The 23,507-nt window shown below is 59.6% G+C and carries 16 protein-coding genes; 10 read left to right on the top strand and 6 right to left on the bottom strand.

Annotated elements, in window-relative coordinates; genetic code table 11:
* Positions 1-70: 70 nt before the first annotated feature.
* Positions 71-1,219, top strand: a complete 1,149-nt coding sequence (locus ACIQV9_RS08740; protein ID WP_403100091.1) for a pyridoxal phosphate-dependent aminotransferase — start codon at positions 71-73, stop codon at positions 1,217-1,219.
* On the top strand, positions 1,207-1,998 hold the full coding sequence (locus ACIQV9_RS08745; protein ID WP_403100093.1) for an amidohydrolase: 792 nt from the start codon (positions 1,207-1,209) through the stop codon (positions 1,996-1,998). Before ACIQV9_RS08740 ends, ACIQV9_RS08745 begins: the two co-directional genes overlap by 13 nt.
* A gap of 159 nt (positions 1,999-2,157) precedes the next feature.
* Here ACIQV9_RS08745 and leuA read toward each other — a convergent pair whose 3' ends face one another.
* The 4 genes from leuA to ACIQV9_RS08765 form a co-directional block, all read right to left on the bottom strand.
* Positions 2,158-3,837 carry a 2-isopropylmalate synthase gene (gene leuA / locus ACIQV9_RS08750; protein WP_403100096.1) on the bottom strand — a complete coding sequence of 560 codons (1,680 nt, stop codon included), beginning with the start codon at positions 3,835-3,837 and terminating at the stop codon, positions 2,158-2,160.
* A 445-nt stretch (positions 3,838-4,282) separates the two neighbouring features.
* Positions 4,283-5,104, bottom strand: coding sequence for a peptidoglycan DD-metalloendopeptidase family protein (locus ACIQV9_RS08755; RefSeq protein ID WP_403100097.1), 822 nt, complete (start codon positions 5,102-5,104; stop codon positions 4,283-4,285).
* Between the two features lie 3 nt (positions 5,105-5,107).
* Positions 5,108-6,487 carry an exodeoxyribonuclease VII large subunit gene (gene xseA / locus ACIQV9_RS08760; protein WP_403100099.1) on the bottom strand — a complete coding sequence of 460 codons (1,380 nt, stop codon included), beginning with the start codon at positions 6,485-6,487 and terminating at the stop codon, positions 5,108-5,110.
* A 101-nt stretch (positions 6,488-6,588) separates the two neighbouring features.
* Positions 6,589-7,524: a LysR family transcriptional regulator gene (locus tag ACIQV9_RS08765; RefSeq protein ID WP_403100102.1), complete on the bottom strand. Its 936-nt coding sequence runs from the start codon at positions 7,522-7,524 to the stop codon at positions 6,589-6,591.
* A gap of 100 nt (positions 7,525-7,624) precedes the next feature.
* Here ACIQV9_RS08765 and ACIQV9_RS08770 point away from each other — a divergent pair, with 100 nt between their 5' ends.
* From ACIQV9_RS08770 to guaA, 4 genes are all read left to right on the top strand, one after another.
* Positions 7,625-8,392, top strand: a complete 768-nt coding sequence (locus ACIQV9_RS08770; RefSeq protein WP_403100103.1) for a sulfite exporter TauE/SafE family protein — start codon at positions 7,625-7,627, stop codon at positions 8,390-8,392.
* A 94-nt stretch (positions 8,393-8,486) separates the two neighbouring features.
* Entirely contained in the window at positions 8,487-9,035 is a 549-nt protein-coding gene (locus ACIQV9_RS08775; RefSeq protein ID WP_403100104.1) for a sugar ABC transporter ATPase, read from the top strand.
* Positions 9,036-9,152: 117 nt separating this feature from the next.
* A complete protein-coding gene (gene guaB / locus ACIQV9_RS08780; protein ID WP_109634587.1) occupies positions 9,153-10,622 on the top strand; it encodes an IMP dehydrogenase in 1,470 nt (489 codons plus the stop codon).
* 98 nt (positions 10,623-10,720) lie between these two features.
* A complete protein-coding gene (gene guaA, locus ACIQV9_RS08785; protein WP_266016673.1) occupies positions 10,721-12,298 on the top strand; it encodes a glutamine-hydrolyzing GMP synthase in 1,578 nt (525 codons plus the stop codon).
* A 72-nt stretch (positions 12,299-12,370) separates the two neighbouring features.
* Here the strand turns inward: guaA and ACIQV9_RS08790 are convergent, their stop codons facing one another.
* Both ACIQV9_RS08790 and treR read right to left on the bottom strand, forming a co-directional pair.
* Positions 12,371-15,424 carry a membrane-targeted effector domain-containing toxin gene (locus tag ACIQV9_RS08790; protein ID WP_403100106.1) on the bottom strand — a complete coding sequence of 1,018 codons (3,054 nt, stop codon included), beginning with the start codon at positions 15,422-15,424 and terminating at the stop codon, positions 12,371-12,373.
* A gap of 99 nt (positions 15,425-15,523) precedes the next feature.
* Positions 15,524-16,228, bottom strand: coding sequence for a trehalose operon repressor (gene treR / locus ACIQV9_RS08795; protein ID WP_403100107.1), 705 nt, complete (start codon positions 16,226-16,228; stop codon positions 15,524-15,526).
* A gap of 236 nt (positions 16,229-16,464) precedes the next feature.
* Here treR and treP point away from each other — a divergent pair, with 236 nt between their 5' ends.
* The 4 genes from treP to ptsP all read left to right on the top strand — a co-directional run bounded on the left by treP (position 16,465) and on the right by ptsP (position 23,507).
* The gene (gene treP, locus ACIQV9_RS08800; RefSeq protein ID WP_403100109.1) at positions 16,465-17,907 is read left to right on the top strand and encodes a PTS system trehalose-specific EIIBC component; all 1,443 of its coding nucleotides are present in this window, start codon (positions 16,465-16,467) and stop codon (positions 17,905-17,907) included.
* A gap of 28 nt (positions 17,908-17,935) precedes the next feature.
* Positions 17,936-19,582, top strand: coding sequence for an alpha,alpha-phosphotrehalase (gene treC / locus ACIQV9_RS08805; RefSeq protein WP_403100110.1), 1,647 nt, complete (start codon positions 17,936-17,938; stop codon positions 19,580-19,582).
* A gap of 104 nt (positions 19,583-19,686) precedes the next feature.
* Positions 19,687-20,910 carry a maltoporin gene (locus tag ACIQV9_RS08810; RefSeq protein WP_403100112.1) on the top strand — a complete coding sequence of 408 codons (1,224 nt, stop codon included), beginning with the start codon at positions 19,687-19,689 and terminating at the stop codon, positions 20,908-20,910.
* Between the two features lie 62 nt (positions 20,911-20,972).
* Positions 20,973-23,507, top strand: a complete 2,535-nt coding sequence (gene ptsP / locus ACIQV9_RS08815; RefSeq protein ID WP_403100113.1) for a phosphoenolpyruvate--protein phosphotransferase — start codon at positions 20,973-20,975, stop codon at positions 23,505-23,507.

Below are 23,507 nucleotides of genomic sequence, written 5' to 3' on the forward strand. Positions count from 1 at the left end.
GCGCCGGATGGGCTATCCTCGGGCTCTCCCGCGCCGCCGTTAGAGCCGGGTGTAGAGCAGGGAATCACCGATGATCACCAGTAAGCTGCCGAATGTCGGCATCACTATCTTCACTCAGATGTCTCAGCTCGCGGCGCAAACCGGGGCGATCAACCTGTCCCAGGGTTTTCCCGATTTCGATGCCCCGCAAGCCCTGTGCGACGCGGTCGGTCGGCACATTGCCAATGGCCACAACCAATATTCACCGATGACCGGCCTGCCAGCGCTGCGCCAGCAGATTTCGGCGAAGATCGCCCGCAGCTACGGCGTCAACGTGGATGCCGACCATGAAGTGACGGTCACTCCCGGCGCCACTCAAGCGATCTTCTGTGCGATTCAGGCGGTTATCCACAGCGGCGATGAAGTGATCGTGTTCGATCCGTGCTACGACAGTTACGAGCCATCGGTGGAACTGGCCGGTGGTCGTTGCGTGCACGTGCAACTGGGCCTGAATGATTTCTCCATCGACTTCCAGAAGCTGGCCGAAGCGATTACACCGCGCACCCGGATGATCGTGCTAAACGCTCCGCATAACCCGAGTGGCGCGCTGATCAGCCGTGCCGAGCTGGACCAGTTGGCCGCGTTGATTCGGGATCGCGACATCTACATCGTCAGCGACGAAGTCTACGAACACCTGGTCTTCGACGGCGTGCCTCACGTCAGCGTGCTGAATCACGAAGAGCTGTATCAACGCGCCTTTGTGGTCAGTTCCTTCGGCAAGACTTATCACGTCACCGGCTGGAAAACCGGCTACGTGGTCGCTTCGCCGGCGCTCACCGCCGAACTGCGCAAGGTGCACCAGTACGTCAGCTTCTGCGGCGTGACCCCGCTGCAATACGCCCTGGCCGACTTCATGGCCGAACATCCTGAGCACGTCGAAGAGCTGCCGGGTTTCTACCAGGCCAAGCGCGATCTGTTCTGCGATCTGCTGACGCCGTCGCGTTTCAGCTTCAAGCGAGTGACCGGCACGTATTTCCAGTTGGTCGATTACTCGCAGATCCGCCCGGACCTCAATGACGTCGAAATGGCACTGTGGATGACCCGTGAACATGGCGTGGCGAGCATCCCGATTTCGGTGTTTTACCAGACACCACCTGAAGGCCAGCGTCTGGTGCGCTTGTGCTTCGCCAAACGCGAGGAGACGTTGCGTGAAGCAGCGGCAAAACTATGCGTGATCTGAGTGAACTGCCCAATCTGAACGTCGCGCTGATCCAGACCACCCTGGCCTGGCACGACCGTCAGGCCAACCTGGAGCATTTCGAGCAATTGCTTGAGCAGGCTCGCGGGGCGGATCTGATTATCTTGCCGGAGATGTTCACCACCGGCTTCTCCATGGAGTCGGAAACCCTCGCCGAAGCGGAAAACGGTCCGACCAGCAAATGGTTGCGTGTTCAGGCGGCGAAACTCGATGCGGTGATTACCGGCAGCGTCATCGTCCAGGCCGCCGATGGCAGTCACCGCAATCGACTGTTGTGGGCGCGGCCGGACGGGGAGGTCTGGCACTACGACAAGCGCCACCTGTTCCGCATGGCCGGCGAGCACAACCACTACACGCCGGGCGAGCGCCAGGTGCAGTTCGAACTCAAGGGCTGGCGAGTGCGGCCACTGATTTGCTACGACTTGCGTTTCCCGGTGTGGAGCCGCGATGCACAGGACACCGACTTGCTGCTCTACACCGCCAACTGGCCCGGCGCACGCCGTCAGCACTGGAACCGCTTGCTGCCAGCGCGGGCGATTGAAAACCTCTGCTACGTAGCGGCGGTGAATCGCATTGGTACCGATGGCAAAGGCTTTGCTTACACCGGTGATAGCCAGGTGCTGGATTTTCAGGGTGAAACTTTACTCAGTGCGGGCGAGGCGGATGGGGTGTTTCAGGTCGTTCTGAATGCGGCGGATCTGCAAGCCTACCGCACACGCTTCCCGGCGAATCTCGATGCTGATACGTTCGAGTTCACGTAACCGATCGTTCCCACGCTCTGCGTGGGAATGCAGCCCGTGACGCTCCGCGTCACTGGACGCGGAGCGTCCCTTGAGGCATTCCCACGCGGAGCGTGGGAACGATCAAACAAAAAGGCCCCAAGGTTCTCACCCCGGGGCCTTTTGCGTTTCAGCGAAGGCTTACGCCGCTTTCGCTTCCGGCTGGCTCAGGGAGCGGTTCAGTGCGCTGAACAGGGCCTTGAAGCTCGCGGTGGTGATGTTTTCATCGATACCGACGCCATGCACCGCACGTTCACCGTTCACACGCAGTTCAATGTAGGCCGCTGCCTTGGCATTGGTGCCCGCGCCGATTGCGTGTTCGTTGTAGTCCATGATTTCCACCGGAATCGGCAGGCCGGCCACCAGGGCTTCCAGCGCGCCGTTGCCCTTGCCGCGCCAGTGCAGGTTGGTTTCGCCCTGGCCTTTACCCGAGACTTCCACTTCCACGGCGCTGTGACCGTTCTCTTCCTGCAAGCGATGGCTGACCAGCGCATACGGGGTGTTGGCCTGCAAATACTCGCTGTGCAGCAAGGCGTGGATCTGTTGGGCGGTCATCTCCAGACCGAGGCGATCGGTTTCACGCTGTACAACCTGACTGAACTCGATCTGCATGCGACGCGGCAAGCTGATGCCGTATTCCTGTTCCAGCAGGTAGGCGATACCGCCCTTGCCCGACTGGCTGTTGACGCGAATCACCGCCTCGTAGCTGCGGCCAATGTCGGCCGGGTCGATCGGCAAGTACGGCACTTCCCACAGTTCGTCTGGCTTCTGCTGGGCGAAGCCCTTGCGGATGGCGTCCTGATGGGAGCCGGAGAACGCGGTGTGAACCAGGTCGCCGACGTAGGGGTGACGCGGGTGCACCTGGATCTGGTTGCACTCTTCGACGACTTTGCGCACGCCGTCGATGTCGGAGAAGTCCAGCTCAGGGTGAATGCCCTGGGTGTAGAGGTTCAGTGCCACGGTCACGAGGTCGACGTTGCCGGTACGCTCGCCGTTGCCGAACAGGCAGCCTTCGACACGGTCGGCACCGGCCATCAGGCCCAGCTCAGTGGCCGCAACGCCCGTGCCACGGTCGTTGTGGGTGTGCAGGCTGATGATCACGCTGTCACGACGGTTGATGTGACGGCCGAACCATTCGATCTGGTCGGCATAGATGTTCGGGGTCGCGCATTCGACGGTGGCCGGCAGGTTAAGGATCACCTTGTGCTCAGGCGTCGGGTTCCAGACTTCGATGACCGCGTCGCAGACTTCTTTGGCGAACTCGAGCTCAGTGGCGCTGAAGGTTTCTGGAGAGTATTCGAAGGTCCACTCGGTGTTTGGCTGCTGGGCGGCATACTTGACGAACAGCTTGGCCGCGTTCACGGCGATGGCCTTGACCCCTTCCTTGTCCTGGTTGAAGACAATGCGACGGAAGGAAGGGGAGGTGGCGTTGTACAGGTGAACGATGGCTTTCTTCGCCCCGCGCAGGGATTCGAAGGTGCGCTCGATCAAATCTTCACGGCCCTGGGTCAGCACCTGAATGGTGGTGTCGTCCGGGATGTGGTTGCCTTCGATCAGGGTGCGCACGAAGTCGAAGTCGGTTTGCGAAGCGGCCGGGAACGACGCTTCGATCTCTTTCACACCGACCTGCACCAGGGTTTTCCAGAAACGCAGCTTCTTCACCGCGTCCATTGGTTCGATCAGCGACTGGTTGCCGTCACGAAGGTCGGAACTGCACCAGATCGGCGCTGCGGTGATGGTCTTCGATGGCCAAGTGCGGTCCGGGATATCGATGGTCGGGAACGCGCGGTATTTCGAAGACGGGTCTTTGAGCATGCTCATCGGGAAATCCTTATTGTGTGGGCCGAAAAAAGGCGGCCTGCCGGTGGATCAATGTTCTGGGGATAAAGCGTAAGACGAGGCACCGCAATTCAGCCTGGCAGTCGTGCGCTGACGAGGCACAGGCTGCGGTGCTGGCGAAGCTGAATGAGGGTGTGAGAGGTTTTCATGCCTTCAACCCTAACCTCGGGGGTGGAGGATGGCAAGCAGTCGAAAAAAATTGAGAGGAATACTCGAATGGGGCGATTTATCGAGATTTTATTGCGGTGAAAGAGAGTGATCTTGTGGATATTTGCGCGAGGTTTGAGGGATGCGCAATTGGGCGGGATTGGTTGTGTCTATGATATCGCCTTCGCGGGCAAGCCTCGCTCCTACAGGTTTTCGGTAACCACAAAACCCTGTAGGAGCGAGGCTTGCCCGCGAAGAGGCCAGTCGCCTCAAAGAAGATTCAGGGCTGAAACGCGCCAATAAAAATCGCCGGATCCACCCGCGCATCATTCAGGCTGACATTCCAGTGCATGTGCGGCCCGGTTGCCCGCCCGGTGGCGCCGACTTTCCCGACCACACCGCCACGCGCCAGCTGCTGCCCCACCTTCACGTCAATCTTCGACATATGGCAGAACATGCTGATAAACCCCTGCCCATGGTCGACAAACACCGTATTACCGTTGAAAAAGTAGTTACCGATCAGAATCACCTTGCCGGCGGCCGGGGTCTTGATCGGTGTGCCGGCGCCCACGGCGAAATCCAGGCCAGAGTGGGGATTACGTTCTTCACCGTTGAAGAAACGGCGCACGCCGAACTTGCTCGACAGCGGTCCGTTGACCGGTTTGTCCAGCAGCAGGTTGCTCGGGGTGTTCGGACTGAACGTGCGGTAGGCGGCGATTTGCTCGGCCAGTTCGCGCTCGATGCGCTTGAGATTGTCCGGGTCTGGATTGACCTGTTGGGTGTTTTTCAAGGTGATGCGCTGTTCCGGGTATTTCTTGCTGCCGACTGTGAAGCTCAGATTACGACCGCCGCTGCTGACCTGCTGCGTGCCCGGTTTAACCGTCAACGGCACGCCGACAATCGCCAGCCAATTGTTCTGTTCCTTGACCACCAGCACCGGCTTGCCCTGATAGCTGGCTTTTGGCGCCTGGGCAGAAGCGCCCAGATCCACCACGGCCACGCCCCCCGGCACCGGTTTGTTCAACAGGCGGGTGATGTAACTGTCGGCGTGGGCGTTGAAGGTCAGGCACAGCAACAGCAGCGGAGCTAAAAAACGCGGCATGGATCAATCCAGTAAAGAAAGGGTGACAGGCGTCAGGTGATTGTCTTCAACCCGGACCTGCAGTTCGCCGTCGCCCAGTTTGGCTTTCAGGCGCTGACCGGTGTGGGTTTGCCCGGCGCTGCGGATCGCATTGCCGCGCTCATCCAGCAGAATGCTGTAGCCACGTGCGAGGGTCGCGAGCGGGCTGACCACTTGCAGTGTCTGCACCTGACTTTGCAGTTGCAGGCGACGGGACTTGAGCCCTTCGCGCATGGCTCGCGGCAGGCGCTCGGCGAAGCTGTCGAGGCGCTGACGAAGCATTGCCAGTTGCCGTCCCGGGTGTTGCCCGGCGAGGCGGGTTTCCAGACGAATCAAGCGTTCGCGGCGAGCGTTGAGACTGCGCTCGAAGGCGCGGCGCATCCGCATGTCCAGGTCATCCAGGCGTTGTGCTTGCTGTCGCAGGCGTTCGCCGGGATGACGCAGACGGCGGGACATGCCTTCCAGGCGCAGCCGGTCGCGCATCAAGCGGTCGCGGATGCGCATCACCAGGCGCCGGTGCAGGCTTTCGACCCGGCGCACCAGGTCGCTGGAATCCGGTGCAAGCAGTTCGGCGGCAGCGGAAGGCGTCGGGGCGCGAACGTCGGCCACGAAGTCGCTGATCGAGACGTCGGTTTCATGGCCGACGGCGCTGACAATCGGTGTCACGCAGGCATCCACGGCGCGGGCCACCGCTTCTTCGTTGAAGCACCAGAGGTCTTCCAGCGAGCCGCCGCCACGGGCGAGGATCAGCGCATCGAAACCGCGAGCGTCCGCCAGTTTCAGCGCGCGGACGATCTGCGCGGTCGCTTCACGGCCTTGCACGGCGGTCGGGATCAGCGTCAGCTGGACCTGCGGCGCGCGGCGGCGAAAGACGCTGATGATGTCGCGAATGACCGCACCCGTCGGCGAACTGATAATGCCGATGCGTTGCGGATGCGCCGGCAACGGCACTTTGCGCTCGGCGCTGAACAGGCCCTCGGCGCTGAGTTTTTCCTTCAGTGCATCGAAAGCCAGGCGCAGCGCACCGTCACCGGCCGGCTCCACGGTGTCGAGGATCAACTGATAGTCGCCACGCCCCTCGAACAGCGAAACCTTGCCGCGCACCTTGACCGCCAGGCCGTCCTTCAGCGCCTGGCGAACCCGTGCCGCGTTCTGCCGAAACAGCGCGCAACGCACCTGGGCGCCGCTGTCCTTGAGGGTGAAATACACATGACCAGACGCCGGCCGGGCGAGGTTGGAGATTTCGCCTTCGACCCAGATGTTGCTGAACACGTCTTCGAGCAACACCCGCGCGCGGCCGTTGAGCTGGCTGACAGTCAGGACTTCACGGTCCAGGCCGAGTCTTGCAAAGGGATCTTTAATCATGGGGCGCAGTTTAAAGGCATTCGATGATCAATCTCCATGACCCAGCGAAAATCCCTTGTAGGAGTGAGCCTGCTCGCGATAGCGCTTTAACATTCAATAGTTCAGTCGACTGACACACCGCAATCGCGAGCAAGCCCGCTCCCAAAGTGATCGGTGCAGGTTTTGATGAAGTGTTGCACCAATGCGGTGGGATTTTGCTTGCAGGCGAGGGCGACGGTGCTATGGCAATCCGGATCGGCCAAGGGCAGGAAGTGGATGTCGGGCGGCGCAATGTCCTGCATCGATTCCGGCAGCAGAGCAATGCCGAACCCGGCCTGAATCAGTTGCAGTTGTGTGGTTTTGCGCGACACCACCCGCGCCGCTTTCGGGAAAAATCCCTGGCGCATGCACAGCTCGGCGGACAGGTAGCTCAACCCGCCACGCTGCGGATGAGGAATGGAAATAAACGCTTCATCCTTGAGTTGCGCCAGATCGATGCCCTGAGCGGACTTATCCACAGCCAAGCTGTGATGGGGAGGAACGGCCAGCAGCAATCGTTCGCGATACAACGGAACAATCTGCACGCCTTCACGTTGGCGCAACACCGGCAGGCGCAGCAGTCCGACATCCAGCCGATTGTCGGCCAACGCCTCGAGCTGCGCTTCGGAAGACAGCTTGACGATGTCCATGGACACGCCGACATGCTGATCCAGATAGTCGCTGATGCTTCGCAGCAAACGACCACTCATGGGCACGGTGCTGGAATGGCTGAGGCGCAAGGTGCCGAGTTCTCCATTGCCGACCTGGGTGGCCATCTCGCTGGCCTTGGTCAGCTCGTTCAGCAGGTTTCTGGCCCGGGGTAGAAAGGCTTCACCGGCCGCCGTCAGTCGGGGCTGGCGTGCGGTGCGTTCGAACAACGGCGTTTGCAGCCGGGTTTCCATGTCCTTGATTTGCCGGCTCAAGGCCGACTGAGCAATGAACAGTCGTTCGGCCGCGGCGCTGAAACTTCCGCAGTCGGCGATTTCCACGAAGTAACGCAATTGGCGGGTTGAAAGCACCAGGCATGCCTTTTTGAGATGGGTGGGTGGCTTTGAAGATATTAGTCGCAAGACTCGGCGCTGGCTAAAGTCATCACGGGTAGTCAAGGAAGCCGTGCAGATGAATGTGCTTGAGTTGTTGAACCAATGGCCATTCGGCGCCACGGATTGGCTGGTGATCGGATTGGGCATCGCCCTGGCCTATATCGTGTTTGGCATCGCCGGGTTTGGCACCGCGCTGGTGGCGGGGCCGATTCTGATTCTGTTCATGCCGCTGTCGAAGATTGTGCCGTTGCTGGTGCTGCTGGATTTCGTCGCAGCCTTCGGCAATCTGCTGCCGTCGCGCCGGGATGTGGCGAAACCCGAGTTGCTGCGGCTGCTGCCCTGCATGGCCGTGGGCTGCACACTGGGGGTGATCTTTTTGCTGAACCTCAAATCCGATGTGTTGTTGCTGTTGATGGGGCTGTTTATCAGCGCCTATGCGATTTACAGCTTGTGGGTGAAAACCCGGCCGACGCAATTGTCCTCCGGTTGGGCCGTACCGATGGGCACCGTGGGCGGGATGTTCGGGGCGCTGTTTGGCAGTGGCGGCTTTTTATATGCGATCTATCTGAACAGTCGGTTGCCGAAAGAGGCGGCACGGGCGACCCAGAGTGCGCTGATCAGTTGCAGCACCGTGGTGCGCTTGAGCCTGTTTGCCGTCGCCGGTGTCTATGCCGAGCTACCCTTGTTGGTATTGGCGCTGTGCTTGTTACCGGCCATGGCCTTGGGGTTGTGGATCGGTCGGCGGTTGACCATGAGGTTATCCCGCGAGGCGTTCGTGCGGCTGGTGACCTGGTTGGTGCTGGCCAGTGGGATTGCCTTGATCGGGCGTTATTTGAGTACTTGACCGGATTTTGTCAGGTATTAAGCTGCCGGCCGCCCTGATGCTATCGCGGGTGGCACACCGCAGAACTTTCTATTTAACGCAGTAGGCTGCATCCATGAATTCGCAAAGCATCATCGTCCCGAAAATCTCCACGCTGCCGGTGCATGAACCCCGGGCCCGGGCGGTCGTGCGCTGGTTGGTGCGCAAAAACATCGTCAAAGAAGAACTGACCACCTGTGGCCGCACGGGAAATCGCATGGCTCACGCCATCGGCGACGGTGCCCGCGCTGTAGTGCTTCACCCTGAAGCCCTGCCGTTCGGCGAATCGATCAATGGCCTGGAGATCATCACCAAACGCTGCATCTACACGCCGGCCAAGGGTTTCCTGGAAGAAGCGGGTTGTGCCGAGTGCCGCAAGGAAGTCGGTGAAGCGCTGTTCGAAAGCCTGGAAGACTGGATGCCGGGGCGCACCGATAACTTCACCTGCCCGGAATGCGGGCATGAAGACGATATCAACGGCTTTCTTTTTCTGCAGGAATGCGGTTTTTCCAACCTGGGGTTCATCTTCAACAACTGGGCCGAGGCCGGGTTCAAGCAGAGCTTTATCGATGAGTTTGCCGATTGGCTGGATCAGCCCGTCAGTTGGGTGAAAGTCGAGTTGTAGGAAGCGACAATCCCCGTATATCAGTAATGCTAATAATAGACAGAGTTTTACATTGAACCCGAGGGGGTGTCTGACTATAATGGCGCGCTTCCATTTTCCCGCTCGGGAGCCCCCGCGATGCTGCGTATCAGCCAAGAAGCTCTGACATTCGACGACATTCTCCTAGTGCCTGGTTATTCCGAGGTGCTTCCTAACGAAGTCAGTCTCAAGACCCGCCTAACCCGTGGCATCGAGCTGAATATTCCTCTGGTTTCTGCCGCCATGGACACCGTCACTGAAGCCCGTCTGGCAATCGCCATGGCTCAGGAAGGTGGCATCGGCATCATCCACAAGAACATGACCATCGAGCAGCAAGCTGCCGAAGTTCGCAAGGTCAAGCGTTACGAGGCCGGTGTGGTCAAGGACCCGATCACTATCGAGGCCGACGCCACGGTTCGTGAGCTGTTCGAACTGACCCGCCAGCACAACATCTCCGGCGTTCCGGTTTTGCACAATGGCGACCTGGTCGGCATCGTCACTTCCCGTGACGTGCGTTTCGAAAATCGTCTGGAAGCCACTGTCCGCGAAGTGATGACGCCGAAAGAGCGTCTGGTCACGGTCAAGGAAGGCGCCGACAAGAACGACGTTCGCGAGCTGTTGCACAAACACCGTATCGAACGCGTGCTGATCGTCGACGACAAATTTGCCCTCAAAGGCATGATGACCGTCAACGACATCGAAAAAGCCAAGGCTTACCCACTGGCCAGCAAGGATGATCAAGGTCGTCTACGTGTTGGCGCTGCCGTCGGTACCGGTAAAGACACCGGTGACCGCGTAGCCGCCCTGGTCAATGCCGGCGTTGACGTGGTGGTGGTCGACACCGCACACGGTCACTCCAAAGGCGTGATCGACCGCGTTCGCTGGGTCAAACAGAATTTCCCTGAAGTGCAGGTCATCGGCGGCAACATCGCCACCGGCGCTGCCGCCAAGGCCCTGGCCGAAGCCGGCGCTGACGCAGTCAAGGTCGGTATCGGCCCGGGCTCGATCTGCACCACCCGTATCGTCGCCGGTGTCGGCGTCCCGCAAATCAGTGCCATCGCCAACGTCGCCGCTGCCCTTGAAGGCACTGGCGTTCCGTTGATCGCCGACGGCGGCATCCGTTTCTCCGGTGACCTGTCCAAGGCCATCGTAGCCGGTGCTTCCTGCGTGATGATGGGCTCGATGTTCGCCGGTACCGAAGAAGCGCCGGGCGAGATCGAACTGTTCCAGGGTCGTTCGTACAAGGCTTACCGCGGCATGGGTTCGCTGGGCGCCATGTCCCAGGCTCAAGGTTCCTCCGACCGTTACTTCCAGGACTCCTCGGCAGGCGCCGAGAAACTGGTTCCGGAAGGCATCGAAGGGCGTGTTCCGTACAAGGGCAGCCTGAGCGCCATCATCCATCAACTGATGGGCGGCCTGCGTTCCTCGATGGGCTACACCGGCAGTGCCGACATCGAAGAAATGCGCACCAAGCCTGAGTTCGTGCGGATCACCGGCGCCGGCATGGCCGAGTCCCACGTCCACGACGTACAGATCACCAAAGAAGCGCCAAACTACCGCGTAGGTTGAGGCTTCCAGCAAAAAGTTAAGTAACCGGGGCTGTTTTATTCAGCCCCGAGTTGTTTCTGAATCACGACTGTTTCTGAATTACTAGACGAGACTGAATCATGGCCCTCGACATTCACGCTCACCGCATCCTGATCCTCGATTTCGGTTCCCAGTACACCCAACTGATTGCCCGCCGCGTGCGTGAAATCGGCGTGTACTGCGAACTGCATCCGTTCGATATGGATGAAGACGCGATTCGCGAATTCGCTCCAAAAGGCGTCATTCTCGCCGGCGGCCCCGAGTCCGTGCACGAAGCCAACAGCCCTCGCTGCCCGCAGGCGGTGTTTGACCTGGGCGTTCCGGTCTTCGGTATCTGCTACGGCATGCAGACCATGGCTGAACAGCTGGGTGGCAAGGTTGAAGGTTCCGAACTGCGTGAGTTCGGTTACGCTCGTGTCGACGTGGTCGGCAAGAGTCGCCTGCTCGACGGCATCGAAGACCACATCGACGCTGACGGCCTGTTCGGTCTCGACGTGTGGATGAGCCACGGTGACAAGGTCACCAAGATGCCCCAGGAATTCCACATCCTGGCCAGCACCCCAAGCTGCCCGATTGCCGGCATGTTCGACGATGCGCGTGGCTACTACGGCGTGCAATTCCACCCGGAAGTGACCCACACCAAGCAGGGCGGTCGCATCCTGTCGCGCTTCATCCTCGACATCTGCGGCTGTGAAGCGCTGTGGACGCCGTCGAAGATTGCTGAGGACGCCATTGCCCAGGTTCGCGCCCAGGTCGGCACCGACAACGTCTTGCTCGGCCTGTCCGGCGGCGTTGACTCCTCGGTGGTTGCCGCGCTGCTGCACAAAGCCATCGGCGACCAGCTGACCTGCGTCTTCGTCGACAACGGCCTGCTGCGTCTGCACGAAGGCGAGCAAGTGATGGCCATGTTCGCCGAGAACATGGGCGTCAAGGTGATCCGCGCCAACGCTGAAGACCAGTTCCTCGACAACCTGGCTGGCGAAAGCGATCCAGAGAAGAAGCGCAAGATCATCGGCCGTACCTTCATCGACGTCTTCGATGCCCAGTCCAACAAACTGGACAACATCAAGTACCTCGCCCAGGGCACCATCTACCCGGACGTGATCGAGTCGGCTGGCGCCAAAAGCGGCAAGGCTCACGTGATCAAGTCGCACCACAACGTGGGTGGCTTGCCGGAAGAAATGAACCTCAAGCTGGTTGAACCCCTGCGCGAGCTGTTCAAGGACGAAGTCCGTCGTCTGGGCCTGGAACTCGGCCTGCCGTATGACATGGTCTACCGTCACCCATTCCCGGGCCCGGGCCTGGGCGTGCGCATCCTCGGTGAAGTGAAGAAGGAATACGCCGACCTGCTGCGTCGCGCCGACCACATCTTCATCGAAGAACTGCGTAAAGCCGACTGGTACCACAAGGTCAGCCAGGCGTTCGTGGTGTTCCAGCCGGTGAAATCGGTTGGCGTGGTCGGTGATGGCCGTCGTTACGCCTGGGTCGTGGCCCTGCGTGCGGTGGAAACCATTGACTTCATGACCGCGCGTTGGGCACACCTGCCTTACGAACTGCTGGAAACCGTCAGCGGCCGGATCATCAACGAAATCGAAGGCATCTCCCGCGTCACCTACGACGTGTCGAGCAAGCCACCAGCGACGATCGAGTGGGAGTGATCCCGGTTTCAATTGATCGTCCGTAACACCTGAAAGGCCCCGTGAGCGTAAGTTCACGGGGCCTTTTTGCTATCAGGCCGCTACAGCGGGCAGGCGCCCTTCAATCGTCAGGCCCATGCGGTTGAGTGCATGAACAAGGCTGATCAGATTCGCGTAGGTGACCTGATGCACGGCGGTCCAGGCAGGGCGGTTGATCAGAAAGCCGCCATCCGCCGTTCGCTCAATCATCGTTCGCACAATCTGGTTGGTCCGGCTGCGATGAATCAGCGTCAACGTGTCCTCCGACCTTTCAATGGTGAACATGCCTTGGCGGAACAGCAGTTCATTGATTTGCTCGGGCGATCTTTGAATGACCTGAGTCGGCATCTGCAAGCTGATGTCGGCATACAGGGTGTCGAAATCGCCGCGCATTTGGGGGGGAGCCCCTGTAATGTCACGGCCTACGTCGATGCCATGGTCGATGTCCAGATGTAGATTCTGGTCAGGGCTCACTTCTTCGATTCGTAGACCGATACCTCCCTCTGTTTCGCTGATGCCGGCCATTCCCCTGAACGTGTTGGTACTCTCCTGGTCGGTGAGCACCACCCATTTACCGCCGCCGTTGCGGGCTTGAGTGGCCTGCATGATGGTATGGGTGAAGTAGGTCCTGACGGATTGCCGTGAGATGGCGCGGAAGTTCGAGTCTGTGTAGCGATAACTGGCCAGGCAATCGGTGGCCTGGATTCGAATGCCGTTCTGTTGGGCGGTCTTGACGACCTCCAGAGGGGTGAACTGTCCGGCAGGATCGCCTGGCAGCTTTTGCAGATACTTTTCCAGCATGCCATGCATGTCCCCGGTTTTGGCGAAGTCGTTCAGGTCGACTTGATTGAAGTCGTTGAGCAGGCGATGCATGTAGATCGTCTTGACGCCTTGTTTCGCCAGCGTCGGCATGTTTTCGATCAGGAATCGCATGCTGGCAATGCGGTCCTGACTTTCACCGACTACAAGGCCGGGCGCTGCGTTAAATATTTTCTCGATGAGTTCCGTAACGGTCGTGGAGGGCGTGATGACGGGCTGAACCGGGCGGGCCGGCAACGAGGCAAAAAAGTCCTTCGGGATCTGGAAGCCGGTTGCATCCCTGACCAGGACCGCTCGACGCCCGGCGACATACTCCTCATAGGGGGAGATCCCTCTGATGCTCCCGTCAGGCGTGGCGACGACTTTTAAATGGGTTTCGGGCTTTCCCAGGGCCAGGAAGTTCAGCGAACGTCCATTGGGGGCGTCGTATCTCGTCAAGTGCCTGAAAAAATCAGACTTTGGCCGGACATGAGTCGTCGGCTTCGAGGGGCCGGGAACAGGCTTGCTGAGGTTTTTGCCGCCGCCCTTCAATCCGGCTTTCGGCGCCAGCTCCCATTCACCCTCGCCATTCAGGCGCACGGGAATTGACCCCGTAGAGGCATGCGGGTTACCCGGGTCGATGATGGCCCACGTACCGCCACCATTGATGTCGGCTTCGTAGCGAACGTAGTAAGCCTGATCGTTCATCATGATGGCGGTGGAAGGGTTTGAGTTCAGCGAGTAGGTACCCTGGAATTTTCCGCTCGTGGCCATAGGGTAGTTTTCGAGGATTTCATTGCATTGCCAGTGCTCTGGCACTTCAAGAACTTCTGCGGTTTCATCTGACAGGGTGGGCAACACGCCCGATTGCAGGGGACCCTCCTCTGGTTCTTCAGGCGCCTGCGGGTCTTGTGTGTCGACGGTTTCTTCCGGATTTAGCGTTTTGTTCAAATCCGCCATCTCGGCCGCTTCAGCCGCCTCGGCTGCGGCCCCGACTTCCTCCAATACGTTGACTTCCTTGAGCATCGGAATATTGAACAGGGCATTGATTCCATCGAGCACCGCGCCGATGACACCTGCCTTGCGTTGCGCCGCCGTTTTGCCATTGACCGCCTTGTCGATGTTCAAGCCCATCGCGGCGATGCTGGCCCCGATCACCGGCAACGCGATCGGCCAGCCCATCACAGCCAAGGGGCCAAAAACATGCAGCCCGGCAGTCAGATAACCCAGCCAAAGTTGTTTGCGCATTTGTCCGTGGGTCACCAGCGTCAAGTCGGCCTCTTCCAGCATCGTGCTCTGGACCGCCCGGCTCTGCCAGGTGAAGGCATCGCCGCTGAGGGTGATGTCTTTCTGATTGATCAAGTGGTGGTCGTATTTTCCCCAGGTGCCGACCAACTGGTTCATCAGCGGAGTGATGTTGTCGTGGACTTCCTTGCGTGCCGACAGCGGGAAATGGGTCATGAACTCGGTGCGCGGCTGCTCTTCATTCATTTGCAGCAAGATCCACCAGTGCATGTCCGTCAATGTCGGATGCACGTGGAAAGCCTGTGCGGCGCCGGGAACGTAAGTGATCTGCCGACCGTTGCGCTCAACGATACGCAGAATATCGGTGGCGACATGCCCTGCGACATCCAGGGCGCAGACACGAAGATCCGCAGGCGAAGTGGTTTGGGACTGCAGGGTCGCCAGGGTGATTGGCCAGGCCGCGCCACCGACGACGGCCCTTATGACGGTCTGGAAATCCTCCTCTTCCAGTTCGCCGTTTTGCCGCGCCTCGACGGCTTTGCTGAGGTAGTTGGATTTGGCCAGGGTCCGGAAATCATCGAAATGAGTAGCCCAGAACGCGTTGAGTTTATTCAGATAGCGTTCACTGAGGTTCATCTCCCACAGGTCCGTGAGGACCTTGCTGGGGTACATCCGCACTTCATTGGTTTCATTGAAAATGCTGGCGCTTGCATCCTCAGTGTAAAACCCGCCGTTACTGTTCAGTTCGAGGGCGTCGTCTTGATCGGTCACGCGGTATCCCTGGATGACCAGTTGCGTCAGGGTCAATGATTCACAGGGTTTGGGGGCGTGCTCCCAACTCAGAAAGGCCTTGGTACTGCTGGCCGAGACGTTGTCGAACCGATGCCACCAGACCTGATCCGGGTCCATGCCGGTGATGCCGTGTTTTTGCAGGATTTCGCTGGCGACTGCGTGGGCTTCTTCCTTCAAGCCCGGACAGGCTGTCACAACGACGGGGGCAATCGTTTTCAGCTGCTCCTTGTCGGCAGCATTGGGTAACGCTTCGGTACTCTGATCAACAGGCATGCTCTCGCTCCTTGAGAAATGGGCCGTGAGGATGACCCCTTTGCTCAAGGCAAGTGCACTACATAGTTATGCCCACATGCCTTTCGTGACCGTGTAGGGTCAGCGCCGTGCCACATCCGAAAAGTAGAACTTGTCGAGGGTATGCCGTGATTCGGTGTACTCGAACTGGCGACCGTCCTGCAGGAAAGTCTGGTTGCTGACCACGATCACATGGCTCTGGCCGTCGAGGTCCAGGTGATGTTGGTCGTCCTTGCTCCGTGGGACCGCTTCAATGGTGCGCTGGGCGTAGGCGATTTGCAGTTGCAGGGTCTGTTCGATGAAGGCGTAGATCGACTGCTCGGCGATATCGCGGGACAAGCCGGGAATCACGTCGCTGACGAAATGGTTGATGTCGAGGATCACGCGTTTGCCGTCGATCCGCCGCACGCGCTTGATCCGCGTGATCAGACTGCCTTCTTCAGCCTTGATGTGGTCGAGCAGCGGGCCTTCGAGGGGGACTTGTGTGAATTCGACCACTTCGGTGCTGACGTCGTTGCCCAGGCGCGGATAAGTCTCCTGGAAGCTGACGATACCGCCCAACTGGAATTCGATCGGGTTGGTGGAGAGCACGAAGGTGCCTTTGCCGTGGACTTTCTGGGCGAAACCACGCTCCTGCAACTGCTCGATGGCCTTGCGCACGGTGCCGCGACTGGCCTGATAGCTGTCCATTAATTCGGTTTCGGAAGGCAACCGGGCGCCGCGTTCCAGACGTTCGGTCGTGATGCTGGCAAGCAGATCGCTGTAGATCTGGTTGTATTTACTCATGGGGATGGCTCTGTGCCGCGAGGTACTCAAGGTTTCGAACCTTAAGGGCAGGGTAGGGGTTTGTCCATGCAGCTTTAGGTTTCATCGTTCCGGGAAGTAGGAAAAGTCGCTGACTGCCCTGGTCAGAATAAACAAAATCAAACTCGTCTGTACGAGTTGTTGCTTTAACTCGTACAGACGAGTACTTTTCGCTTCGGCGTGCTGCCAAAAACAAAAAACTACAGCGGAAGAAAAGCATGAGCCACGACTATCCGAATATCGCCAGCGAGCTGCTGCAAAGCCTCGGTGGCAGCGACAACCTCGAGCAGGCCGCGCACTGCGTCACACGCCTGCGCCTGGCCCTCAAGGACCCGAGCCTGGTCGACAGCGCCACGCTGAATCAGGTTGACCTGGTAAAAGGCTCGTTCTTCACCGGTGGCCTGTTCCAGGTGGTCATCGGCCCCGGCGAGGTTGAAAAGGTTTACGCCGAACTGCGCCGTCAAACCGGCCTCGCCGCGTCAACCATCGCCGACGTTAAACAAAAAAGCGCCGACAAGATAAACGCCATGCAGCGTCTGGTGCGGGTGTTTTCCGACGTGTTCATGCCGATCCTGCCGGCGTTGATCATTGCGGGGCTGTTGATGGGCATCAACAACCTGATTGGCGCCAAGGGGATGTTCATCGAAGGCCAGACTCTGCTGGACGCCTACCCGAAACTCGACGGGCTCTGGAGCCTGATCAACCTGATGGCCAACACATCTTTCGTGTTCCTCCCTGCGTTGGTGGGCTGGTCGGCAGCCAAGCGGTTCGGCGGCAGCGAAATCCTCGGCATCGTGCTCGGCCTGATGCTGGTTCACCCGGACCTGCTCAACGCCTGGAACTACGGCAAAGCGGTGGCCGGGCTGGACGGGCAGAGCCTGCCGTACTTCGACATTCTCGGGCTGTTCCAGATCGAGAAGGTGGGTTATCAGGGACAAATCCTGCCGATCCTGCTGGCGGCCTATGTCATGAGCGTCATCGAAAAATGGCTGCGGGCGCGGGTCCCCAATGCGGTGCAATTGCTGGTGGTGCCGATTACCACCATCGTGGTCACCGGCGTGTTGGCGCTGGCCTTGATCGGCCCGGTGACCCGGCACCTGGGGATTCTCATCACCGAAGGCGTGGTCATGCTGTTTGACCTCGCGCCGATGGTCGGCGGCGCGATTTTCGGGCTGCTCTACGCGCCGCTGGTGATCACCGGCATGCACCACATGTTCCTCGCGGTCGACTTGCAGCTGATTTCCACCCAGGGCGGCACGTTCATCTGGCCGATGATCGTCATGTCCAACCTCGCCCAGGGCAGCGCGGCACTGGCGGTGTTCTACATGACCCGCAATGTGCGAGACAAAAGCATGGCCTCGACCTCGGCGATTTCCGCTTATTTCGGCATCACCGAGCCGGCGATGTTCGGGGTCAACCTGCGCTACAAGTTTCCGTTCTATGCGGCCCTGTGCGGCTCGGCCCTGGGTTGCATCTTCCTGTCGCTGAACAAGGTCCAGGCCTCGGCCATCGGTGTCGGTGGCTTGCCCGGTTTCATCTCGATCATTCCGCAGTTCATCCCGATGTTCGTGATCGGGATGGTCATCGCCATGGTTGTGCCGTTTGTTCTGACCTGTGGGTTGAGCATGAAGATTGTGCGGCCGGGGTATCGGGTTGCGTAAAGCATCTATTTATTGAAGGAATAGCGCCATGCAAGACTGGCAACGTTCGGTGATCTACCAGATCTACCCGAAGAGTTTTCACAGCCACGCCGGCAACCCCACGGGTGATTTGCTGGGTGTCGTGGCCAAGCTCGATTACCTGCAATGGCTGGGTGTCGATTGCCTGTGGATCACGCCGTTCCTGCGTTCGCCCCAGCGCGACAACGGTTACGACATCAGCGATTACTACGCCATCGACCCGAGCTACGGGACCATGGCCGATTGCGAGTTGCTGATTGCCGAAGCGGGCAAGCGCGGGATCAAGCTGATGCTCGATATCGTGGTCAACCACACTTCGATCGAACACGCCTGGTTCCAGCAGGCCCGCAGCAGCCTCGACAACCCGTACCGCGACTTTTACATCTGGCGCGATCAGCCGAACAACTGGGAATCCAAGTTCGGCGGTTCGGCCTGGGAGTACGAGGCGCAGACCGGTCAGTACTTCCTGCACCTGTTCGATCACACCCAGGCCGACCTGAATTGGGACAACCCGAAGGTGCGCGCCGAAGTCTTCAAAATGATGCGTTTCTGGCGCGATAAAGGTGTCGGCGGTTTCCGTCTGGATGTGATCAACCTGATCTCCAAACCGGCGGACTTCCCTGAAGACAACACCGACGGTCGACGCTTCTACACCGACGGCCCGAACGTGCATGAGTACTTGCAACAAATGCACCGCGAAGTCTTCGAAGGTCACGACCTGATCAACGTCGGCGAGATGTCGTCCACCCGCCTGGAACACTGCATTCGCTACTCGAAACCTGAATCGAAAGAACTGTCGATGACCTTCAACTTCCATCACCTGAAGGTCGATTACCCGAACCTGCAGAAGTGGATTCGTGCCGACTTCGACTTTCTGGAACTCAAGCGCATCCTCTCGGACTGGCAGACAGGAATGCAGGCTGGCGGTGGTTGGAACGCGCTGTTCTGGTGTAACCACGACCAACCGCGAGTGGTCTCGCGTTTTGGCCATGACGGCGAGCATCGCGTGGTGTCGGCGAAGATGCTTGGCACCGCGCTGCACTTCCTTCAGGGCACACCGTTTGTGTATCAGGGCGAAGAGCTGGGCATGACCAATCCGGGGTTTGATCACATCGATCAATACCGCGATGTCGAAACGCTGAACATCTTCCGCCTCAAGCGTGAAGCCGGTGCAAGCGATACCGACAACATGGCGGCGATCATGCAGAAATCCCGGGACAACGGCCGTACACCGATGCACTGGAACGCCGAGCCGAATGCAGGGTTCAGCGCCGCAGAGCCCTGGATTGGCGTACCGGCCAACGCGACGCAGATCAACGTCGCCACCCAGCTCGACGACCCGGACTCCGTGCTGCATCACTACCGTCAGTTGATTGCCCTGCGCCGCAGCGAAGCGCTGATGTCCGATGGCGTCTATCGGCAATTGTTGCCGGAGCACCCGCAAATCTGGGCGTATGTGCGTGAAGGTCATGGCGAGCGTTTGCTGGTGCTGAATAACTTCTATGGCGCGCAGTGCGAAGTCGAGCTGACGGATGACGTGATCAGCGAAATGACGGCTCAACGCCTGGTGATCAGCAACTACCCGGACTGTCCGCCGCGAAACCGGCAGATTTCTTTAAGGCCCTATGAGTCGTTCGTTTTGCACCTGACCGACTGACCGACCAAAAAAACACCGACTTTTTAAAAACACGCAGAACGCTGCGCGGGGAGTTTTGCGCGCTGATTTTGTGGAACGACACAATAAAAATAATGGGGTGGTTCTTGAAAACAACAATAAATCGCAGCCTTGCCGCCGCGAGCGTATGCCTGGCGTTGCCATTGTCGGCGCCGGCCCTGGAGTTCGGCGGTTACCTGCGTAGCGGCGTCGGAACATCGGTCAACAGTGGTAAGCAGCAGTGTTTTCAACTGCCCGGAGCGCAGACCAAATACCGCTTGGGCAACGAATGCGAGCAGTACGCCGAACTGGAACTACGCCAGGACCTGTACACCCTCGACGATGGTTCGGTGCTGAGCGTAGACGGCATGGCTTCGCTGTATAACCAGTACGACAAGGACCTGACGTTCAACGCCGATAATGGATCGGTGCGCATGCCGCAGATGTACGCGCAGTGGTCGAACATGCCTAGCCTCAACGGCGGCTCGTTGTGGGCCGGTCGGCGTTATTACAAACGGAACGACATCCACATCTCCGACTTTTACTACTGGAACCAGAGCGCCACGGGCGGTGGTATCGAGGACGTGCTGATCGGCGATCTGAAATACAGCTATGCCTTCTCGCGCAAGGACAACCTGTACCAGAAGGACTACATCAACCGTCACGATTTCAACGTCGCCGGTTTCCACACCAACCCCGGTGGTGAACTGGAACTCGGGCTGAGTTACATCGACAAACCCGACAGCCGCAATGCACACCGCGGCTGGGCAATCACCGCACAGCATGTGCAAAAAGGTTTTCTGGGCGGCAAGAACAAACTGGCTTTCCAGTACGGCGAAGGCCCAGGCACTGGATTGGGTTATACCGGTAACGTAAAGCTGGACGACAGCAACAAAAGCTATCGGGTGGTGGAGTTCTTCGACTGGCAAGTGACGCCACGGTTTGGCGGGCAAGTCGAGGCGGTTTACCAGAAAGACATTCGCCCGGACGGGGCCGATCAGAACTGGATTTCCCTGGGGATTCGCCCGGCTTACGCTATCACCGAGCAGTTCAAACTGGTGACCGAACTGGGGCACGATCAGGTCGAAACCACGGGTGGCACACGCAAACTGAGCAAGTTCACCTTCGCCCCGACGTGGTCGCCCAAAGGTCCGGAATTCTGGGCGCGGCCCGAGGTGCGTCTGTATTACACCTATGCCAGCTGGAACGAAGCGGCAAAGCGGGCGGCCAATGAACTGGCGGCGGGTTCGGCATTGTCCGATACCGGCGCTTTCGGTACGGCGCGGCACGGTGCGAATGTCGGATTGCAGGTCGAGTATTGGTGGAAATAAGCGATGCTGTCGGAGCCTCGCGCTCCATCGGCACTTCAAAGAACAAAACAGCAGGTGACGTCATGGCCACACCCCAACAATTGCAACTGCACGCCCCCCTGTCAGGCGTATTGATGCCACTGGACCTCGTGCCCGATCCGGTGTTTTCCAGCCGGATAATCGGCGATGGCCTGTGCATCGATCCGACTTCAACGACGTTGTGCGCGCCGCTGGCCGGGGTTGTCAGCAATGTGCAGGCAAGTGGACATGCCGTCAGCATCACCAACGAAAAGGGTGTGCAGGTGTTGATGCACATCGGCCTCGACACGGTGAATCTGGTCGGAAAGGGGTTTACGCGGCTGGTGGAGGAGGGTCAGCAGGTCGACGTCGGACAGGCGCTGATCGAGTTCGATGCCGATTTTGTTGCATTGAATGCCCGCAGCCTGCTGACGTTGATGCTGGTGGTCAGTGGAGAACCATTCACCTGGCTGACGCCGGAAACGGGTCTGGTAGACAGTGGCCAGCCGCTCCTGAGCCTGAACATTGGCGAGCAGACAACCGATACGCCGCTAACTGAAACGGACGAAGCACTGTTTTCCAAACCGGTGACGCTGGCCAACCTTAACGGCTTGCACGCCCGTCCGGCCGCGGTGTTCGCCCAGGCGGCCAAAGCTTTTTCGGCGAGCATTTCCCTGCATAAAAAGCAGGAGACTGCGAACGCGAAATCCCTGGTGGCGATCATGGCGTTGCAGACGGCGCACGGTGATGTCATGCAAATCAGCGCGGCTGGCCCCGATGCAGAAGCGGCGATCAAGACGTTGACCGAATTGCTGGTGGCTGGATGCGGCGAAGCGGTGGTTGTTTCGGTGCAGGTTGAGGCAAATGCGACAGAGGCCTCATCGTCGACGGTTCTGCGCGGGGTTTGTGCATCACCCGGAGCGGCATTTGGCCAAGTGGTGCAGATCGCCGAGCAAAACCTGGAGGTGAATGAGCTCGGCACCACACCGCAGATTGAACGCGACCATCTGTTTCGCGCCCTGGCCGAGGCGCTGGTGGCCCTGCAACAGTTGCGTGACAACGCCATTGGCGACGCGCAGGCAGACATCTTCAAGGCGCATCAGGAGCTGCTCGAAGACCCGGGTTTGCTGGAAGTGGCTCACGTGCTGATCGATGAAGGCAAAAGCGCCGGGTTTGCATGGCGCGCGGCCACCGAGTCAGCCGCCACCTTGTTCAAAAGTCTGGGCAATGCCTTGCTCGCGGAGCGGGCGGCGGACCTGGCCGACGTGAGCCAGCGGGTGCTCAAGCTGCTCCTCGGTGTACGGGATCAGGCGATGGAGCTGCCTGAAGGGGCGATCCTGATCGCCGAACAACTGACGCCGTCGCAGACTGCCGGGCTCGATACCCGCAAGGTACTGGGTTTCGCCACGGTCGGCGGCGGCGCCACCAGCCATGTCGCGATCCTCGCCCGGTCGTTCGGTTTGCCGGCGATCTGCGGGCTGCCAGTGCAAGTGCTGGCGCTGGTCAACGGAACCCAGGTGTTGCTCGATGCCGACAAGGGCGAATTGCAGCTGGATCCGGATCTGCAGGCCATCGAACAGCTGCAAGCCAGGCGCCAGCTTCAGCAACAACGTCAGCAGCATGAGTTGGCGCACGCAACGCTGGCCGCCTGCACCCGCGACGGTCACCATGTTGAAGTGACGGCCAACATCGCTTCGCTGGCAGAAGCCGAGCAAGCCATGGCACTGGGAGGCGAGGGCGTCGGTTTGCTTCGTTCGGAGTTTCTCTATCTGGATCGCAACCATGCGCCGAGCCATGACGAGCAGACGTCCACCTACAGCGCCATCGCCAAGGCACTCGGGCCGACGCGCAATCTAGTGGTGCGCACCCTGGACGTCGGCGGCGACAAACCCCTGGCCTACGTGCCGATGGACAGCGAGACCAATCCCTTCCTCGGTATGCGCGGGATTCGTTTGTGCCTGGAGCGCCCGCAGCTGTTGCGCGATCAGTTCAAGGCCATTCTTGCCAGTGCCGGTCTTGCTCGTCTGCACATCATGCTGCCGATGGTTGCGCAGCTGTCGGAGTTGCGTCTGGCCCGACAACTGCTCGAAGAAGAGGCGCTGGTTTTGGGCCTCACGGAACTGCCCAAGCTGGGCATCATGATCGAAGTGCCGGCGGCGGCACTGATGGCTGATCTGTTTGCGCCCGAGGTGGATTTCTTTTCCATCGGCACCAACGACCTCACGCAATACACCCTGGCCATGGACCGCGATCATCCGCGGCTGGCCAGTCAGGCCGACAGCTTTCATCCGGCGGTGCTGCGCTTGATTGCCGGCACCGTGAAGGCCGCGCACGCCCACGGCAAATGGGTCGGTGTGTGCGGCGCCATGGCCTCTGAGACGCTGGCCGTGCCGCTGTTGCTGGGATTGGGGGTGGATGAGCTGTCAGTGAGCGTGCCGTTGATCCCGGCCATCAAAGCGGCGGTTCGCGAAGTTGACCTGGTGGACTGCCAGGCCATCGCCCAGCAAGTGCTGGGCCTGGAAAGTGCCGAGCAGGTGCGCGAGGCGTTGCGGCTGTATCACGAGGCGACGGTCGATACTTCACTGGTACTGGAGAACTGA

The organism is Pseudomonas sp. NPDC099000 (genome assembly GCF_044759925.1).
Lineage (GTDB): Bacteria > Pseudomonadota > Gammaproteobacteria > Pseudomonadales > Pseudomonadaceae > Aquipseudomonas.

Coding starts and splice junctions, on each gene's coding strand:
- ACIQV9_RS08740 (WP_403100091.1), top strand. CDS start 71: ATGATCACCAGTAAGCTGCCGAATGTCGGCATCACTATCTTCACTCAG.
- ACIQV9_RS08745 (WP_403100093.1), top strand. CDS start 1,207: ATGCGTGATCTGAGTGAACTGCCCAATCTGAACGTCGCGCTGATCCAG.
- leuA (WP_403100096.1), bottom strand. CDS start 3,837: ATGAGCATGCTCAAAGACCCGTCTTCGAAATACCGCGCGTTCCCGACC.
- ACIQV9_RS08755 (WP_403100097.1), bottom strand. CDS start 5,104: ATGCCGCGTTTTTTAGCTCCGCTGCTGTTGCTGTGCCTGACCTTCAAC.
- xseA (WP_403100099.1), bottom strand. CDS start 6,487: ATGATTAAAGATCCCTTTGCAAGACTCGGCCTGGACCGTGAAGTCCTG.
- ACIQV9_RS08770 (WP_403100103.1), top strand. CDS start 7,625: ATGAATGTGCTTGAGTTGTTGAACCAATGGCCATTCGGCGCCACGGAT.
- ACIQV9_RS08775 (WP_403100104.1), top strand. CDS start 8,487: ATGAATTCGCAAAGCATCATCGTCCCGAAAATCTCCACGCTGCCGGTG.
- guaB (WP_109634587.1), top strand. CDS start 9,153: ATGCTGCGTATCAGCCAAGAAGCTCTGACATTCGACGACATTCTCCTA.
- guaA (WP_266016673.1), top strand. CDS start 10,721: ATGGCCCTCGACATTCACGCTCACCGCATCCTGATCCTCGATTTCGGT.
- ACIQV9_RS08790 (WP_403100106.1), bottom strand. CDS start 15,424: ATGCCTGTTGATCAGAGTACCGAAGCGTTACCCAATGCTGCCGACAAG.
- treR (WP_403100107.1), bottom strand. CDS start 16,228: ATGAGTAAATACAACCAGATCTACAGCGATCTGCTTGCCAGCATCACG.
- treP (WP_403100109.1), top strand. CDS start 16,465: ATGAGCCACGACTATCCGAATATCGCCAGCGAGCTGCTGCAAAGCCTC.
- treC (WP_403100110.1), top strand. CDS start 17,936: ATGCAAGACTGGCAACGTTCGGTGATCTACCAGATCTACCCGAAGAGT.
- ptsP (WP_403100113.1), top strand. CDS start 20,973: ATGGCCACACCCCAACAATTGCAACTGCACGCCCCCCTGTCAGGCGTA.